At 43.6% G+C, this 17,218-nt stretch carries 12 protein-coding genes, 5 tRNA genes and 1 rRNA gene; all 18 read right to left on the bottom strand.

What is annotated here, in order from left to right:
* Positions 1-119 precede the first annotated feature (119 nt).
* On the bottom strand, positions 120-4,349 hold the full coding sequence (rpoC, locus tag ABXT41_RS06280; protein ID WP_415390662.1) for a DNA-directed RNA polymerase subunit beta': 4,230 nt from the start codon (positions 4,347-4,349) through the stop codon (positions 120-122).
* 86 nt (positions 4,350-4,435) lie between these two features.
* Positions 4,436-8,518 (bottom strand): DNA-directed RNA polymerase subunit beta, encoded by a 4,083-nt coding sequence (gene rpoB, locus ABXT41_RS06285; protein ID WP_415391472.1) that lies wholly within the window; start codon positions 8,516-8,518, stop codon positions 4,436-4,438.
* A gap of 198 nt (positions 8,519-8,716) precedes the next feature.
* Positions 8,717-9,097 carry a 50S ribosomal protein L7/L12 gene (gene rplL, locus ABXT41_RS06290; RefSeq protein WP_415390663.1) on the bottom strand — a complete coding sequence of 127 codons (381 nt, stop codon included), beginning with the start codon at positions 9,095-9,097 and terminating at the stop codon, positions 8,717-8,719.
* Between the two features lie 44 nt (positions 9,098-9,141).
* Entirely contained in the window at positions 9,142-9,672 is a 531-nt protein-coding gene (gene rplJ / locus ABXT41_RS06295) for a 50S ribosomal protein L10 (protein WP_415390664.1), read from the bottom strand.
* A 280-nt stretch (positions 9,673-9,952) separates the two neighbouring features.
* Entirely contained in the window at positions 9,953-10,648 is a 696-nt protein-coding gene (gene rplA, locus ABXT41_RS06300) for a 50S ribosomal protein L1 (RefSeq protein WP_415390665.1), read from the bottom strand.
* Positions 10,649-11,080 carry a 50S ribosomal protein L11 gene (rplK, locus tag ABXT41_RS06305; protein ID WP_415390666.1) on the bottom strand — a complete coding sequence of 144 codons (432 nt, stop codon included), beginning with the start codon at positions 11,078-11,080 and terminating at the stop codon, positions 10,649-10,651.
* A gap of 104 nt (positions 11,081-11,184) precedes the next feature.
* The gene (nusG, locus tag ABXT41_RS06310) at positions 11,185-11,712 is read right to left on the bottom strand and encodes a transcription termination/antitermination protein NusG (RefSeq protein WP_415390667.1); all 528 of its coding nucleotides are present in this window, start codon (positions 11,710-11,712) and stop codon (positions 11,185-11,187) included.
* Between the two features lie 9 nt (positions 11,713-11,721).
* The gene (secE, locus tag ABXT41_RS06315; RefSeq protein ID WP_415390668.1) at positions 11,722-12,090 is read right to left on the bottom strand and encodes a preprotein translocase subunit SecE; all 369 of its coding nucleotides are present in this window, start codon (positions 12,088-12,090) and stop codon (positions 11,722-11,724) included.
* A 60-nt stretch (positions 12,091-12,150) separates the two neighbouring features.
* Positions 12,151-12,226, bottom strand: a tRNA-Trp gene (locus ABXT41_RS06320).
* 82 nt (positions 12,227-12,308) lie between these two features.
* Positions 12,309-13,532 (bottom strand): elongation factor Tu, encoded by a 1,224-nt coding sequence (gene tuf, locus ABXT41_RS06325; protein ID WP_415390669.1) that lies wholly within the window; start codon positions 13,530-13,532, stop codon positions 12,309-12,311.
* A 75-nt stretch (positions 13,533-13,607) separates the two neighbouring features.
* Positions 13,608-13,683, bottom strand: a tRNA-Thr gene (locus ABXT41_RS06330).
* A 25-nt stretch (positions 13,684-13,708) separates the two neighbouring features.
* A tRNA-Gly gene (locus tag ABXT41_RS06335) sits at positions 13,709-13,782 on the bottom strand.
* Positions 13,783-13,973: 191 nt separating this feature from the next.
* Positions 13,974-14,057: transfer RNA gene (locus ABXT41_RS06340), tRNA-Tyr, on the bottom strand.
* A gap of 80 nt (positions 14,058-14,137) precedes the next feature.
* A tRNA-Thr gene (locus tag ABXT41_RS06345) sits at positions 14,138-14,213 on the bottom strand.
* Between the two features lie 150 nt (positions 14,214-14,363).
* The gene (locus tag ABXT41_RS06350; RefSeq protein ID WP_415390670.1) at positions 14,364-15,095 is read right to left on the bottom strand and encodes a type III pantothenate kinase; all 732 of its coding nucleotides are present in this window, start codon (positions 15,093-15,095) and stop codon (positions 14,364-14,366) included.
* Positions 15,092-16,060, bottom strand: a complete 969-nt coding sequence (birA, locus tag ABXT41_RS06355; protein ID WP_415390671.1) for a bifunctional biotin--[acetyl-CoA-carboxylase] ligase/biotin operon repressor BirA — start codon at positions 16,058-16,060, stop codon at positions 15,092-15,094. Before birA ends, ABXT41_RS06350 begins: the two co-directional genes overlap by 4 nt.
* Positions 16,053-16,874 (bottom strand): sulfite exporter TauE/SafE family protein, encoded by an 822-nt coding sequence (locus tag ABXT41_RS06360; RefSeq protein ID WP_415390672.1) that lies wholly within the window; start codon positions 16,872-16,874, stop codon positions 16,053-16,055. Before ABXT41_RS06360 ends, birA begins: the two co-directional genes overlap by 8 nt.
* A 133-nt stretch (positions 16,875-17,007) precedes the next feature.
* Positions 17,008-17,123 (bottom strand): 5S ribosomal RNA (gene rrf, locus ABXT41_RS06365).
* Positions 17,124-17,218: the final 95 nt, after the last annotated feature.

Raw genomic sequence — 17,218 nt, forward strand, 5'->3', positions numbered from 1 at the left:
CTTTGAAAGCTGTATTTTTAAATTAAACCCGAACAACAGGCTCCTATTTAGGGAGGCGGCATTTTAAAGATACGCGCGCTTCTAGTCAAGAGAGGTGACCAATTAAGGTCATTTTTTACTTAACTCTGTTCCAGGCTCTCACCCGTGCTTAAAGCCTCGCTTAATGCTGCTTCGATATCACTTGCGCTAACTTTCGTCTCCGCTTCTTTCTCTCTAGCCTCACGACGTTTCCGATGGTAAGTTAATCCTGTACCAGCAGGAATCAAGCGACCAACTACTACATTTTCTTTTAATCCACGAAGACGATCCGCTTTTCCTGTGACCGAAGCCTCGGTAAGAACTCGAGTGGTCTCTTGAAAAGAAGCAGCAGAAATAAAGCTTTCTGTTGCAAGAGAGGCTTTAGTAATACCAAGAAGAAGTCGCTCATACTTGGCAGGAACTTTTCCTTCAAGTGCTAGTTTTTCATTTTCTTCAAGTATTCTGGTGAACTCAACCTGTTCTCCTTTCACAAAAGACGAATCACCCATGGCGGTGACCTCAGCCTTGCGCAACATCTGGCGGCATATAACTTCGATATGCTTATCGTTTATTTTAACACCTTGCAATCGATAAACTTCTTGAATCTCATTGACAATGTACTCCGCCAGGGAGTCTACACCCTGTAAGCGCAGAATATCATGAGAGTTCTCAGGGCCATCAGCAATCATTTCGCCCTTAGTGACATTCTCGCCTTCGAACACACCCAATTGGTGCCACTTAGGTATCAATAACTCATAATGGTCACTTCCGTCAGGAAGTAATTTTCCATTGGGGGGTGTAATAACTAATCTTCGCTTACCTTTGGTCTCTTTACCAAAAGTTACGGTACCAGAAATTTCAGCTAATATAGCTGGATCTTTTGGCTTGCGAGCTTCAAACAAATCAGCTACACGGGGTAATCCGCCAGTAATGTCCCGAGTTTTAGACCCCTCTTGTGGGATACGAGCAATAATATCACCAACCCCTACATGATTATTGTCGCGAATACTAAGAATGGCATTGGGCGGCAACATATAGTGTGCGGGCACAGTAGAGTTGACAAAGGTTAATTCTTTTCCTTTGTCATCAAGCAAGGTAACCATCGGTTTAATGTCTTTACCAGCAGATGGGCGCTCATTAGGATCAATTACTGCAATATTTGAAAGGCCCGTCATCTCATCAGTTTGAGTTCGTATGCTAAGCCCCTCCTCCATACCAGAAAAAGTCACCTGTCCAGCAACCTCAGTAATAATTGGGTGTGTGTGCGGATCCCAACTAGCTACCACATCGCCAGCAGCAACAATAGAGCCTTCTTTCACTCTAATCACAGCCCCATAAGGCAACCTATAGCGTTCACGCTCTCTACCATTTTCATCAGCTAGAGCCAAGCCACCAGATCGCGATACAGCTACAAGCTCTCCATTTTCACGCTCTACTACCTTAATGTTAATTAAGCGGACTTTTCCGCCTGTTTTCACCTGAACGCTATCAGCAGCAGAGGCACGAGACGCTGCGCCACCAATGTGGAATGTACGCATAGTAAGTTGTGTGCCAGGCTCTCCAATAGATTGGGCGGCAACAACTCCAACTGCTTCACCAGAATTAATCCTGTGGCCTCGGGCTAGGTCTCGTCCATAACATTGCGAACATATGCCATGACGAGTCTCACAGGTAATTGGGGAGCGGACTTTAAGCTCGTCTATACCTAGTAGCTCGATACTTTCTACGCATTTCTCATCAATCATATAGCCAGCTTGCAGTATAACTTTCTTCGAGCCAGGCTTAACTACATCGACTGCAACTACACGCCCCAGAATCCGGTCACCCAGAGATTCAATGATATCTCCACCTTCAATAACTGGAGTCATTAGTAGCCCCTCTGATGTTCCGCAATCTTCCTCAACAACTACTAAGTCTTGCGATACATCAACTAGTCGGCGAGTCAAATAACCAGAATTGGCTGTCTTTAGAGCAGTATCCGCCAAACCTTTTCGAGCTCCATGCGTTGATATAAAATATTGCAGCACGTTCAAACCTTCACGGAAATTAGCGGTAATTGGTGTTTCAATAATAGATCCATCGGGACGAGCCATCAATCCACGCATACCTGCTAGCTGTCGAATCTGTGCAGGAGAGCCTCTGGCTCCAGAATCTGCCATAATAAATACTGAATTAAAAGAGGCTTGTAACTCTATATCACCAGCTTTGTTGACAACCTCTTCCGTGCTAATCACTTCCATCATTGCCTTGGCAACCAGATCATTAGCGCGAGACCAGATATCAACTACTTTATTATACTTTTCCCCCTGCGTTACAAGGCCTGAGGCAAACTGACTTTCTATCTCTTTCACTTCGTTCTCAGCCTGAGCAATGATATCTCCCTTGGATAAAGGAATGGTAAAATCATTTACTCCAATAGAGGCGCCAGACTTAGTAGAGAAATCAAACCCGGTATACATAAGCTGATCTGCAAAAATTACCGTTGCCTTCAATCCAACATCACGATAGCAACGATTAATAATTTTTGAGATTGCTTTTTTAGTCATAGGCTGGTTAACCATGTCGTAGCTTAAACCATCCGGAACAATGTCCCAGAGTAGAGCACGACCCACTGTTGTCTCTACAATATATCTTTTGGATTGAGCATCACCTTGTTCGTCAAAAAGGACCTGATTAATGCGTACTTTTACTCGAGCCTGAAGATGAACCTGCTTTCCATAGTAAGCCCCGGATACTTCTTTCAGGTCGCCAAAAATACGACCTTCACCCAATGCATTAACTCTTTCCCGGGTCATCCAATACAACCCTAGAACAACATCCTGAGAAGGAACAATAATTGGCTCCCCGCTTGCAGGAGACAAGATATTGTTGGTTGACATCATCAAGGCGCGGGACTCGAGCTGGGCCTCCAAAGTTAACGGCACATGAACCGCCATCTGGTCGCCATCGAAGTCTGCGTTATATGCTGCACAAACTAGTGGGTGTAATTGAATTGCTTTCCCTTCAATAAGAACTGGCTCAAAAGCCTGAATGCCTAGCCTGTGAAGTGTTGGGGCGCGATTGAGCAACACTGGGTGCTCGCGAATCACCTCGTCAAGAATATCCCAAACTATAAGCTCTTCACGTTCAACCATTTTTTTAGCAGCTTTTATTGTGGTAGCCAGCCCTCGAAGCTCAAGTTTTGAAAAAATAAATGGCTTAAATAGCTCTAATGCCATACGTTTAGGTAGTCCACACTGATGTAACCGTAGAGTTGGACCAACTACAATTACAGAACGCCCAGAGTAATCTACACGCTTACCCAATAAATTCTGACGGAAACGACCCTGTTTACCTTTAATCATGTCTGCAAGCGATTTCAAAGGTCGCTTATTAGACCCAGTGATAGCTCGACCGCGACGTCCATTATCTAAAAGAGCATCGACTGATTCTTGGAGCATGCGTTTTTCGTTTCTTACAATTATATCTGGCGCATTTAGCTCTAATAAGCGTTTTAGACGATTATTGCGATTAATTACTCGACGGTATAAGTCATTCAAATCAGATGTAGCAAAACGGCCTCCATCAAGAGGGACCAATGGTCTTAAATCTGGCGGTAATACTGGCAATGCCTCAAGGATCATCCATTCAGGCTTGTTGCCAGAACCAAGGAAGGCCTCTAGTAATTTGAGTCGTTTAGATAATTTTTTTATTTTTGTTTCTGAGCGAGTATTTGGTATCTCCTCGCGGATGATTGCAATTTCTTGATTCATGTCAAGATCTTTCATTAGGCTCTGAATACCTTCTGCACCCATTGTTGCCTCAAACTCATCACCAAATTCTTCCATAGCTTGAAAGTATTCATCGTCTGTCAGCAATTGACCGCGATCAAGTGTAGTCATGCCAGGATCAGTCACAATGAATGACTCAAAATACAGCACTCTTTCTATTTCACGAAGAGTCATGTCTAAAATCAGACCAATACGAGATGGTAAAGATTTAAGGAACCATATATGGGCAACTGGGCACGCTAGCTCAATATGAGCCATTCTGTCCCGACGTACCTTGGCAAGAGTCACCTCTACACCACACTTTTCGCAGACAATGCCGCGATGCTTCATGCGTTTGTATTTCCCACAAAGGCACTCATAATCCTTTACTGGACCAAAAATTTTAGCACAAAACAAACCTTCTCGCTCTGGCTTAAAGGTCCGATAATTAATGGTTTCCGGCTTCTTAACTTCACCATAAGACCATGACCGAATCATATCCGGTGATGCTAGGCCAATACGAATTGCATCAAATTCGTCTGTTTGATCTTGTGATTTGAGCAGATTTAGTAAGTCTTTCAACGCCTTTCTCCAAGATGGGTACTATATTTTAATAGCGGGCAAATGATCCGCCCCAATTTATATTTTTCTTCGACTTTTAGCTGTGGTTATTTGTCTACTTCTAGCTCGATGTTTATAGCCAGCGAGCGTATTTCCTTAACCAACACATTAAAGGATTCCGGCATACCTGGATCCATACGATGATCGCCATCAACAATGTTTTTATACATTTTAGTGCGGCCACTCACGTCATCAGATTTAACTGTCAGCATCTCTTGTAGAGTATAAGAGGCGCCGTAGGCCTCTAGAGCCCACACCTCCATCTCACCAAAGCGTTGGCCGCCAAACTGAGCTTTACCCCCCAAGGGTTGCTGGGTAACCAGACTATAAGATCCTGTAGATCGAGCATGCATTTTGTCATCTACTAGGTGATTTAATTTCAACATATACATATAGCCAACAGTAACCGGACGCTCAAACATATCACCTGTTCGGCCGTCATATAGCTGCATTTGACCACTTTCAGGGAGATCTGCCAGCTTCAGCAATTGCTTTATTTCAACCTCATCTGCACCATCAAAAACAGGGGTTGCCATGGGTACACCGGCCCGAAGATTTTGCGCAAGTTCATCAAATTCCTGGCTTGACAGCTTGTCAAGATCAACTTTTTGGGTCCCTATACCAACGTCATACACTTCTTGCAAAAATTTACGAATTTCAGCAGTCTTTATTTGCTCTTGGAGCATCTTGTCTATCTTCTCACCTAGAGTTTTTGCTGCAAGCCCCATATGTGTTTCAAGCACCTGCCCTACATTCATTCGAGAAGGTACACCCAAAGGGTTTAATACAATATCAACAGGTACGCCATGCTCGTCATGCGGCATATCCTCAACTGGCATGATTACTGAAATTACCCCTTTGTTGCCGTGACGGCCAGCCATCTTGTCTCCTGGCTGCACTCGACGCTTAACAGCAAGGTACACCTTAACTGTTTTCAAAACACCAGGGGCAAGATCATCGCCACTTTGAAGTTTATTCTTCTTATCTTCATATCGCTCATCTAAGATAGAGCGACGTTCTTTAAGCATTTCGTCGGCGCGACTTAATTGCTCATTAAGAGCTTCATCAGACATACGAACACCAAACCATTCTGAGCTAGCAAATGCAGCCGCAACCTCAGTTGTTAATTTGTCTCCTTTTTTGAGTCCAGGGGCCTTGATTATCTCGCTTCCAGAAAAAGCAGTCGTTAAACGTTCAAATGTAGCATTTTCCATGATGCGAAATTCATCATTAAGATCAAGCCTAAATTGAGTAAGCGCAGTAGTTTCAATCTCTAATGACCGCTGATCTTTTTCTAGGCCTTCACGTGTAAATACTTGCACGTCAATAACCGTGCCTTTAGTTCCAGACGGTACGCGCAAAGAAGTATCTTTTACATCAGAAGCCTTCTCACCAAAAATGGCGCGTAAAAGTTTTTCTTCCGGAGTCAGCTGCGTTTCACCTTTTGGTGTTACCTTACCTACGAGGATATCGCCAGCAACTACCTCGGCACCAATATAAACAATGCCAGACTCATCTAATCGAGAAAGAGCAGCCTCTCCAACATTAGGAATGTCAGCAGTAATTTCCTCAGAGCCCAGCTTAGTGTCACGCGCTGTGGCGGTAAGTTCTTGAATGTGAATTGTTGTAAAACGATCCTCTTCGACAACACGCTCGGAAATGAGGATAGAGTCTTCAAAGTTGTAGCCATTCCATGGCATAAAGGCAATACGCATATTTTGACCTAAGGCTAACTCACCCATATCAATAGATGGCCCATCCCCAAGAATATCACCCTTAGCTATAGCATCCCCCAGACAAACTATGGGGCGCTGATTAATGCATGTATTTTGATTTGATCGTGTATATTTGGTCAAATTATAGATATCAACACCGGCATCGCCAGTCTCAACCTCTGAATCATTGACTCGAACGACAATCCTGCTAGCGTCTACACTTTCAATCTCGCCGCCTCGACGTGCAACCACACAGACCCCGGAGTCAGAGGCCACAAAGCGCTCAAATCCTGTACCCACTAGTGGCTTTTGAGCCTTCAATGTAGGCACCGCCTGTCGTTGCATGTTTGAACCCATCAGCGCACGGTTTGCATCATCATGCTCTAGAAATGGTATCAATGCTGCAGCTACAGAAACAACTTGCTGTGGAGAAACATCCATATAATGAACTTCATCAGGCGACTTAAGGTTAAATTCTCCCTGATAGCGAACACTCACAAGTTCTTCCGATAAGAGCCCTTTCTTATTTACGGATGCAGATGCTTGGGCAATAACATATTCAGCTTCATTGATGGCTGACATGTACTCTATGTCATCAGTGACTTTGCCGCCAACAACCTTGCGATAAGGAGTTTCTAAAAATCCATAATCATTAGTTCTGGCATAGGCCGACAATGAGTTAATCAGTCCAATATTTGGACCCTCTGGGGTCTCAATGGGGCAGACTCTACCATAGTGGGTCGGATGAACATCACGCACCTCAAAACCTGCACGCTCGCGAGTCAACCCGCCTGGCCCAAGGGCTGAAATGCGACGCTTATGCGTGACTTCTGACAGCGGATTGTTCTGATCCATAAACTGAGACAGCTGACTTGATCCAAAAAATTCTTTCATAGCAGCAGCAACAGGCTTGGCATTCACCAAATCTTGGGGCATTAAACCATCGGCCTCAGCAACAGAAAGGCGTTCTTTGACGGCACGTTCAACTCGAACAAGACCAATGCGGAACTGATTTTCAGCCATTTCACCCACAGATCGTATGCGTCGGTTACCAAGATGGTCAATATCATCGACGATCCCTTTTCCATCGCGGATACCAATCAGTACCCTTAGAACACCAACAATGTCTTCTTTGCTTAAAATTCCTTCGCCACTTTCTTCTTTGCGGCCAAGACGACGATTAAACTTCATTCGACCAACAGTTGACAGGTCATACCGATCTAAACTGAAGAATAAGTTATTAAATAGATTCTCGGCAGATTCTTTTGTAGGGGGTTCACCTGGGCGCATCATGCGATAGATTTCCACCAATGCTTCTAGCTGCGTGCGCGTACTATCTGATCTTAATGTATCCGCAATAAATGAGCCACGATCAAGATCATTTGTATAGATAGACTCAATCGAAGAAAGTCCTGCAGCGCGTAATTGCGCTAATATTTCCTCAGTAATCTCTGTATTACAATCCAGTAAAACCTCACCAGTCTCTGGATTAATCACATCTTTAGCTAGCGGACGTCCATAGAGATACTCTGCTGGAACAGCCAATTTGGTAATTTTTTGTTTTTCCAGATCCCTCACATGGCGCGCTGTTATGCGACGTCCATCTGGAACAATCACGTTACCTTTTTTGTCTGTAATGTCAAAATTTGCGATATCCCCACGCAATCTTGAGGGTACGAGATCTAGGGTATAAGTGTCATCCTTGCACAGATTAAAAGTACTAGTTTCAAAAAACTCAGCCAACATTTCTTCGGCACTAAAGCCAAGTGCGCGCAATAGCATTGTCGCTGGTAACTTACGTCGACGGTCAATACGCACAAAAACTAAGTCTTTTGGGTCAAATTCAAAATCAAGCCATGAGCCACGATAAGGAATTATTCGGGCAGAGTACAACAGCTTACCTGAAGAGTGCGTTTTCCCTTTATCGTGATCGAAAAATACCCCTGGAGAGCGATGCAATTGAGATACAACAACTCTCTCAGTGCCGTTAATGATAAAAGTTCCATTGTTAGTCATCAATGGGATTTCACCCATGTAAACTTCTTGTTCTTTGATATCTTTAATAGTTTTATATGAAGAATCTTTATCGTAAATCATTAGGCGGACACGAACTCTAAGCGCGCATCCAAAAGTGACACTTCGAAGCTTGCACTCCTCTTCATCAAAGACCGGCTTACCCAACCTATAATCTACATATTCAAGTCCCGCATTCCCCGAATAACTTACAATTGGAAACACAGACTTAAATGCTGCATGCAAACCGGCTTCCATTCTGTCTTCGGTTGGAACACCCATTTGCGTAAAATTTCGATAGGAGTCCATCTGAATTGCAAGCAAATAAGGTAAGTCCATAACCTGCGGAAGCTTCCCAAAATCCTTACGGATGCGTTTTTTCTCAGTATACGAGTAGGCCATCATATTCCCCATCAAGATCGTTTAGCCTTTGGGCTTTACGAGCTGTTTAGTACCTTATGTAAGGCTACTAACCTTTTGCAGAAAAGGATTTTTTCTTAACGCCAACTACCTGTTCAGCATAAAAGCGCTAAAGGGCCAGAAGGTTTTACCCCTCCAGCCCAAGTCCAGCTAATCATAAGACAACCGGCCGTCTCAAGCTTATTTAAGCTCGCAAGTAGCGCCGGCTTCTTCGAGCTGCTTCTTGGCCTCTTCCGCATCCGCTGGAGAAGCGCCTTCTTTGATAAGCGAAGGGGCACTATCTACAAGATCTTTCGCTTCTTTTAAGCCTAACCCAGTGATAGCACGAACAGCTTTAATAACGTTTACTTTCTTCTCACCCATTGAAGTGAGCATCACATCAAACGAATCTTTAACTTCCGGGGCATCCCCAGAATCTCCACCGGCTACTGGAGCAGCAACAGCAACAGCAGCTTGCGCAGATACTCCAAATTTTTCTTCCATTGCAGCTACAAGTTCCACAACTTCCATTACGCTCATTGAAGCAATCGCTTCTAAAATGTCATCTTTGGACAGAGCCATGACCTATCTCCTAATTAAATAAATTTATTAAACTGTTCTATGATTTATGCAGCTTTCTGCTTTTGATCACTGACAGCTCCTACAACACGAGTTACTTTGGTGGGCACTTCATTAAGAGTACGAACCAATTTAATAACTGGCGCAAGCGTTACATTTGCCAACTGTCCTAGAGCTTGCTCTAAGGTTGGTAGCTTAGCTAGCACGTCGATCTGCTCTTTGCCCAACAACTGACCACTGACAGAAAGAGCTTTTACTTCAAATTTATCATTTGCCTTCGCAAAATCTTTAAATAAGCGAGCTGCAGCGCCTGGGTCTTCCATAGAAAAACCAAAGAGCGACGGACCCGTCAACACTTCATTTACACACTCAAACTCTGTACCTTCAAACGCGCGTTTCGCAAGTGTATTGCGAATAACACGAATATCGATATTTTGTTCGCGTGCTTTTTCACGAAAAGTTGTCATGTCAGTCACACTAACACCGCGAGCATCAGCAATTACCAATGACAACGCATTGGAAGCGGTCGCGCTAACTTCAACTACAATCGCTTTCTTGCCTTCGAGATTTAATGCCACAAGACTATCTCCTCGACTTAATTGGTCCACCCAAAGCAGGCTTCTCAATTGGTTAGGCATCAACATAAAATACTATTGATGCAATTTCGGCGAAAAAATCCAGTCATACAAATACTGAATCGGGTTACACCATTTGCGTAGGCGTTTCTTCAGCCAGAAAAATAGCTGGAGATTTCATTAAACCTTATAAAAGGCACCTACGGTCTTTAACAGCCTAAGCAGAAAAAATGCTCAGACCCCAAAGTTAAACCTGGCCTCACAACTTAAAGGCCATTGCGTCTTATGCTTCTAGAGACGCCTGATCAATTAGTAATCCAGGGCCCATTGTCGTTGAAAGTACTATTTTTTTAAGAAATACGCCCTTTGCTGATGCTGGCTTAGCCTTCTTTAAATCTACAATCAACGCTTCAAGATTTTCTTTTAACGACACAACATCAAAATCAAGACTGCCAATTGCGCCATGAATTATGCCGTTCTTGTCTATACGGTAACGAACCTGTCCAGCCTTAGCATTTTTAACAGCTGTGACTACATCCGGAGTTACAGTACCAGTTTTAGGGTTTGGCATCAGGCCACGAGGCCCAAGAACTTGACCCAAAAGACCAACTACTCGCATAGCAGCAGGTTCAGCAATAACTACATCAAAATTCATATTTCCAGCTTTGATATCTTCTGCTAGATCTTCCATTCCAACTAGATCGGCCCCAGCCGCTTTCGCTGCCTCTGCAGCATCACCTTGAGCAAAGACTGCGACTCTAACATTTTTACCGGTACCATGAGGGAGTGTTGTAGCTCCACGTACTGCTTGGTCTGATTTACGAGGATCAATACCCAAATTCACTGCAACGTCAACCACTTCAGAAAATTTGACAGTAGAAACTTCCTTCAGCAAAGATACCGCTTCGCTAATTGAGTATTGCTTACCAATTTGAATTTTTTCACGAATAGCGCGTATGCGCTTAGATAGCTTAGCCATTTATACGCCCTCCACATCAAGACCAATAGACCGAGCAGAACCAGCGATAGTTCTAACAGCTGCATCAATGTCAGAAGCAGTCAGGTCGGCTTTTTTGATTTTTACAATTTCCTCTAATTGCGCTCGAGTAACTGCTCCAACTTTACTTGTATTAGGAGTAGCGCTTCCTTTTTCAACTCCCGCAGCTTTCTTTAATAAGTATGATGCAGGCGAGGTTTTCATAGCAAATGTAAAACTTTTATCCGCATAGACACTAATCACAACAGGTACAGGAGAGCCAGACTCTAAATCCTGCGTCTGGGCATTAAACGCCTTGCAAAATTCCATAATATTGACGCCTTTTTGACCTAAGGCAGGACCCACAGGGGGGCTTGGATTAGCCTTTCCTGCCGGTACTTGAAGCTTTATATACGAATCTACTTTCTTAGCCATTTATTTTCTCCAAAAGTGGGTGTAACGCCTCAAAGCTTCCATAAAAACAGCTCATCTCAGGCTTCCCAGCTATAGCCCAACACAGACATTAGCAATAAAAAAATTTAGATCTTCTCTACTTGAACAAATTCGAGCTCGACAGGTGTATTGCGCCCAAAAATTGATACGGACACTCGCACTCTGCTTTTCTCATAGTTAACTTCTTCTACTACACCATTAAAATCATTAAATGGCCCGTCAATGACGCGGACCACTTCGCCTGCCTCAAAAATAGTCTTAGGCCTAGGCTTATCTTCAGAATCTTGCACTCGTTGTAAAATCGCATCTGCTTCTTTGTCTGTAATTGGGGCAGGCATATCTGCCTTGCCTCCAATAAACCCTAATACCCTGGGGGTTGCCTTGACCATATGCCAAGAATCATCATTCAGTTCCATCTGCACAAGAACATAGCCAGGAAAAAACTTACGTTCGCTTTTGCGTCTTTGGCCGCCTTTGATTTCCACCACCTCTTCTGTAGGCACAAGAATATCACCAAAACTGTCCTCCATACCATTAAGGATAACGCGGTCTTTAATCGCTGCAGCAACTTTCTTTTCATAGCCCGAATAGGCATGTACAACGTACCAGCGCATGTGAACCCCTTAACCTATAACCATGGAAGCAATCCAGCCAAAAAATGTGTCTAAACCCCACAAAATCAAAGACATAATTAGCACCACAGCTACTACCATCAACGTTGTCTGGTTGCGTTCTTGTCGCGTAGGCCAAACAACTCTGCAAGCTTCGTTATATGCTCCGTGCATTAACGCTATCAAGCTGTCGCCTTTTTTCGTCTTTGAGCCAATAAAAGCAACACAAACTGCAATGAAAATCCAAGCTACCGCACGATAAAGCAGCGACTCCTCGGAGAAGTAGTGATTACCATAAATTGCTCCGGCGGTTAACGAAACAACAATCGACCATTTCAGGCTGTCCAACCTATACTGCTTTTCTTCCGTAGTCGCATTCATATTGCATTGCGCCCCTACTTGTCTTGTTTAATGAATAAAGGCCAGCTTCAAGCATGTTATTGGCAGGCCAGGAGGGACTCGAACCCCCAACACCCGGTTTTGGAGACCGGTGCTCTACCAATTGAACTACTGGCCTATCGTATAAACCTAAAAAACACGACAACAATAAAGTCGAGACCTCAAAGAAGCCTCGACTTTGCATCAACGTAGCCTACTTGTTACTCAATAATCTTTGCTACAACACCAGCCCCTACCGTGCGTCCGCCTTCACGGATCGCAAAACGTAGACCTTCTTCCATAGCAATTGGATTAATTAGTGTAACTACCATCTTGATATTATCACCAGGCATCACCATCTCAACACCGTCCGGCAACTCACAAGCACCCGTAACATCTGTAGTTCGGAAATAAAATTGAGGACGATAGCCTTTAAAGAAAGGTGTATGACGGCCACCTTCATCTTTTGACAAAACATACACTTCAGCTTCAAATTTAGTGTGCGGATTAACAGAACCTGGTTTAGCTAGCACTTGGCCACGCTCTATTTCTTCACGCTTAGTGCCGCGCAACAAAATACCACAATTCTCACCAGCGCGACCTTCATCAAGCAACTTGCGGAACATTTCTACGCCCGTACAAGTAGTTTTCGTAGTATCGTTAATGCCGATAATTTCGATCTCTTCGCCAACTTTAACAACCCCACGTTCAATACGGCCAGTTACAACAGTACCACGGCCGGCAATAGAAAATACGTCTTCAATGGGCATCAGGAACGGCTGATCAACTGCTCGAACTGGGTCTGGAATGAAAGAATCTAGCGTCTCAACAAGAGTTTTTACAGCTGTAGTGCCCAGCTCGTTATCATCTTCTCCATTAAGTGCCATTAATGCAGAACCTGCAATAATTGGGGTGTCATCTCCAGGGAACTCGTAAGTATCAAGCAGTTCACGAAGCTCCATTTCTACCAATTCGATCATTTCGTTGTATTCATCGGAGCCAACTCCACCACAATCCGCGGCAAGCAAGTCAGCCTTGTTCAAAAAAACCACAACATAAGGAACACCAACTTGACGAGCAAGAAGGATATGCTCACGCGTCTGAGGCATAGGACCGTCAGTGGCACCACAAACTAAGATCGCACCATCCATTTGGGCTGCACCTGTAATCATGTTTTTTACATAATCCGCGTGACCCGGGCAATCAACATGGGCGTAGTGACGATTAGGGGTATCGTACTCTACGTGAGACGTAGCAATAGTGATACCGCGAGCACGCTCTTCTGGTGCATTATCAATACCATCAAACGCAACTGCCGCTCCTCCCCATACTTCTGCACATACGCGAGTCAGCGCTGCGGTTAGTGTGGTTTTACCATGGTCTACGTGACCAATTGTGCCCACATTGACGTGGGTCTTATTACGCTCAAATTTTTCTTTTGCCATGACAAAAACTCCTCAATCAATACTTGCACTACATTTATAGTTAAAATTAACGGTATACCGTATCTTATTAAACACTGGAGCTCATAACCGGATTTGAACCGGTGACCTCTTCCTTACCAAGGAAGTGCTCTACCGACTGAGCTATATGAGCATTAACTTTCGCTGTCGGTAGTATCTGGAGCGGGTAGCGGGAATCGAACCCGCACCATCAGCTTGGAAGGCTGAGGTTCTACCATTGAACCATACCCGCCTATAACCGCGACTCAACAGAACAACTTTTCTGCTGGGACCAAATCTATTTTTTGTTGCAAAAATAACCTACCCATATACTCATCATCGAAAATAACCAATCAATGACGCCACAATCTCTAGCCTCTAAGCCAAAAAAACACTTAGTCGCATAACGTACATAGTACCAAATTAGTACCAAATCTAAAAATTTGGTGCAGGGGGGTGGATTCGAACCACCGAAGCTTTCGCGTCAGAGTTACAGTCTGATCCCTTTGACCGCTCGGGAACCCCTGCGTAAAAGGCTGCACATCGTCCACATCCATAGTACGGCTTCCCTATTGCAACTACCCCAAGACTCCGGTCATGCTAAATATTGGAGCTGGCGAGAGGAGTCGAACCCCCGACCGGCTGATTACAAGTCAGCTGCTCTACCAACTGAGCTACGCCAGCCCAAACCCTATACACAAATAGGGAGCGCGATTTTAGTGAATGTTGACACTATAATCAACAGCTGATGTGGCATAAAATGAATTTTTCATGTTTTTTATGAATAAGTTGCTCTATCGCAACAAATAATAATCAAATTACTAGTCAATAAATCTAGGTTACGGAAAATTTTAACCCATCTAAAACTAGTTCTGGTTCAAAATATACCAAATCATCGAATATAGTCGCCAGCTGCTCTCCATTTCCACCAGTCAATATAATCTGGGTTGCCATTTTTTGATCTTGCATGCTTTCAGCAATCGATTCAACCATCGATTTTAACATCAGCAGTTGCCCTCTAATTACACACTGCTGGGTTGACTGGCCGGGCAATAAACACGCTGAATGTCTCATGTCTAGCAATTTTATACTTACATTCTTGGTACCAGCCAATAAGGCTTTTTGCACCATTTCAAGGCCAGGCATTATATAGCCCCCTAGATGCTGCCCACTACCATCTACAACATCCAAAGTGATTGCGCTACCAGCATCAACAATGACACATGGTAATCGAAATCTATTATAGGCGGCCACAATGGCCATCCAGCGATCGACCCCCATAGTCGATGGGTCGGCATAGCCACAAAAAACCCCGGCAGTCTCTTTTTCAGACTTAGCTTCGAAAAATAAACACTTTCTCTGGGATGAATACAGGGCTATTCTTTTTACAATGCTCCTGTCACTGACAGAAGACATCCTGATTTTGTCTAGCAAGGGAGTTTGATCTAATTTCCGTAACCACGATTCAATATCTTCGTTAGCAACAACGCCTCGAGATTGAACAATGTCGTCCAAAAATACTCGCCACTTAATTCTGGTATTACCCGCATCGACCTCGAGAATCATTCGAATCCTCGCAAGCTAATTTCTCCACCGCTGAATATTTTTACCGCTCCATCCACTTCTAGTATTAAGGCTCCACTATTATCTATACCGCGAACAATGCCTTCGACAGAATTATTCATCATAAGCAATTTTACCTTTTTATTCATAAATGCATCATGCTGCAACCATTCTTCTTTGTAGCCCACAAAGCCTGTTTTTTTATATTTACTTAACAGCAACAAAAGTTGATCTATAATAATCCCGGCAAGTTGGTTTCTTCCCACCCTGGAGTCCGATAACTCACTAACATTTGCCCATGCCTGAGCAATCGATCCAGAAAACTGTCCCGACATATTTATGTTAACCCCTACGCCAATCACAACCTGGCAGTACCCAGAAGGATCGCCAACAACTTCCAGTAAAATTCCACCAATTTTTTTATTCTGATATAACAGGTCATTTGGCCACTTAAGGCTTAAGCCTTCGACACCCAGCAATCTAAGCCCGCGAAGCACTACAACAGCCACAGCAAGACTTAAACCTTCTATTTCCTTCACGCCGCCGTCAAAACCCCAGACTAAAGAAAGATAAAGGTTGCACCCATAAGGACTGACCCAAGATTTACCACGACGACCGCGACCGCTTGTTTGCTCTTCAGCTAAAACTACCCAGCCAGACGCATTGTCTTGCTCGGCACGCTGTCTAGCAAGTATGTTAGTAGAAGACACTGTCGATAAAAGTTGTATCTTTAACAATAGGGGCTTGACAGCTGCAGACAACTGGCGATGAATTAGGTTTATGTCTAGCAACTCGAGACCACCAGATATTCGATATCCACAACCTTTTTTGGATTCAAGCAGTATGCCCAATAAGCTAATTTTTTGTGCTTGCTTCCAGACAGCTGACCTAGAAATCCCTAGCTCTTTGCCTAAATTCTCACCAGAGTGATATCTTCCATCACTGAGAATAGTTAACAATCTATCCATTTGAATTCAACAAGAAAAGCATGGTGTTCTTCCATATAAAGTGTATCCCAATCAATAACAGCAGCAATGAAAAATACCTTTTTAGTATTTCAGAAGGTAACTGGTATGCTAACTTCGCCCCCACTTTTGCAAAAAATATACTTGCAATGATGATGCCAAAAAAAGCTGGGGCATACACAAAACCAATAGTTTTTTCTGGTAATTCTTGACTACCCAATCCTTGAACTGCGTATACAATGGCCCCACTAAAGGCTATAGGTAAGCCACAAGCTGCTGATGTTGCAACAGCATTCTTCATTGGCATTTGAGTCCAAGAAAAATAGGGTACCGATAATGAACCGCCCCCAATACCAAATACGCTAGAGAAAAATCCAATAACTGAACCAATAAACGACTTCCCAATATAGCCTGGCATAGCCACCACCAGGGAAGACTTACTCGGTATCGCCATAGCGAGGGCCACGCAACAAAGAAAAATACCAAAGGTGAGTTGCAAAAAAAGCCCTGTAATACTGATAGCAAAGCTGGCACCTAAAGCAGCTCCAACAAGTATGCCTGGCGATAACCATAAGGCTACAGGCCAGACTACCAAACCGTGCTTATGGTGAGAAGCAACAGAACTAATAGAGGTCACCGCTATGGTGGCTAAAGAAGTGCCTATAGCCATATGTGTCAATACTTCAGAAGAAAAATTTTGGGCAGAAAAAGTGAAAATTAGTATTGGCACAATCACCACGCCTCCGCCAAGACCAAATAATCCGCTAACCATCCCTGCGGCAGCACCAAGACAAAGATAGAGAATAAAAATATCCATATTTTGCTCATGAAAAAAATAATGAGCAAGTATTATGCCCGATTTTTGAATATGTTAAATCCAGAGATCGCATCCATTTCAAAAATAAAAAAAAACGCCCTGATTCGTCTGAATCAGGGCGTTTGAATTAAAAACCTGGCGATGACCTACTCTCACATGGGGAAACCCCACACTACCATCGGCGATACATCGTTTCACTTCTGAGTTCGGGATGGGATCAGGTGGTACCAAAGCTCTATGGTCGCCAGGAAAACTGTTATGAGTCAAAATCAATTAATTATATTAATTGGTCTAGTCTCAAATAGGGTGCAGAAATGTTAAAACAACAAATTTTTATTTTATAT

The organism is Porticoccus sp. Uisw_050_02 (genome assembly GCF_047729555.1).
Classification (GTDB): domain Bacteria; phylum Pseudomonadota; class Gammaproteobacteria; order Pseudomonadales; family Porticoccaceae; genus Porticoccus.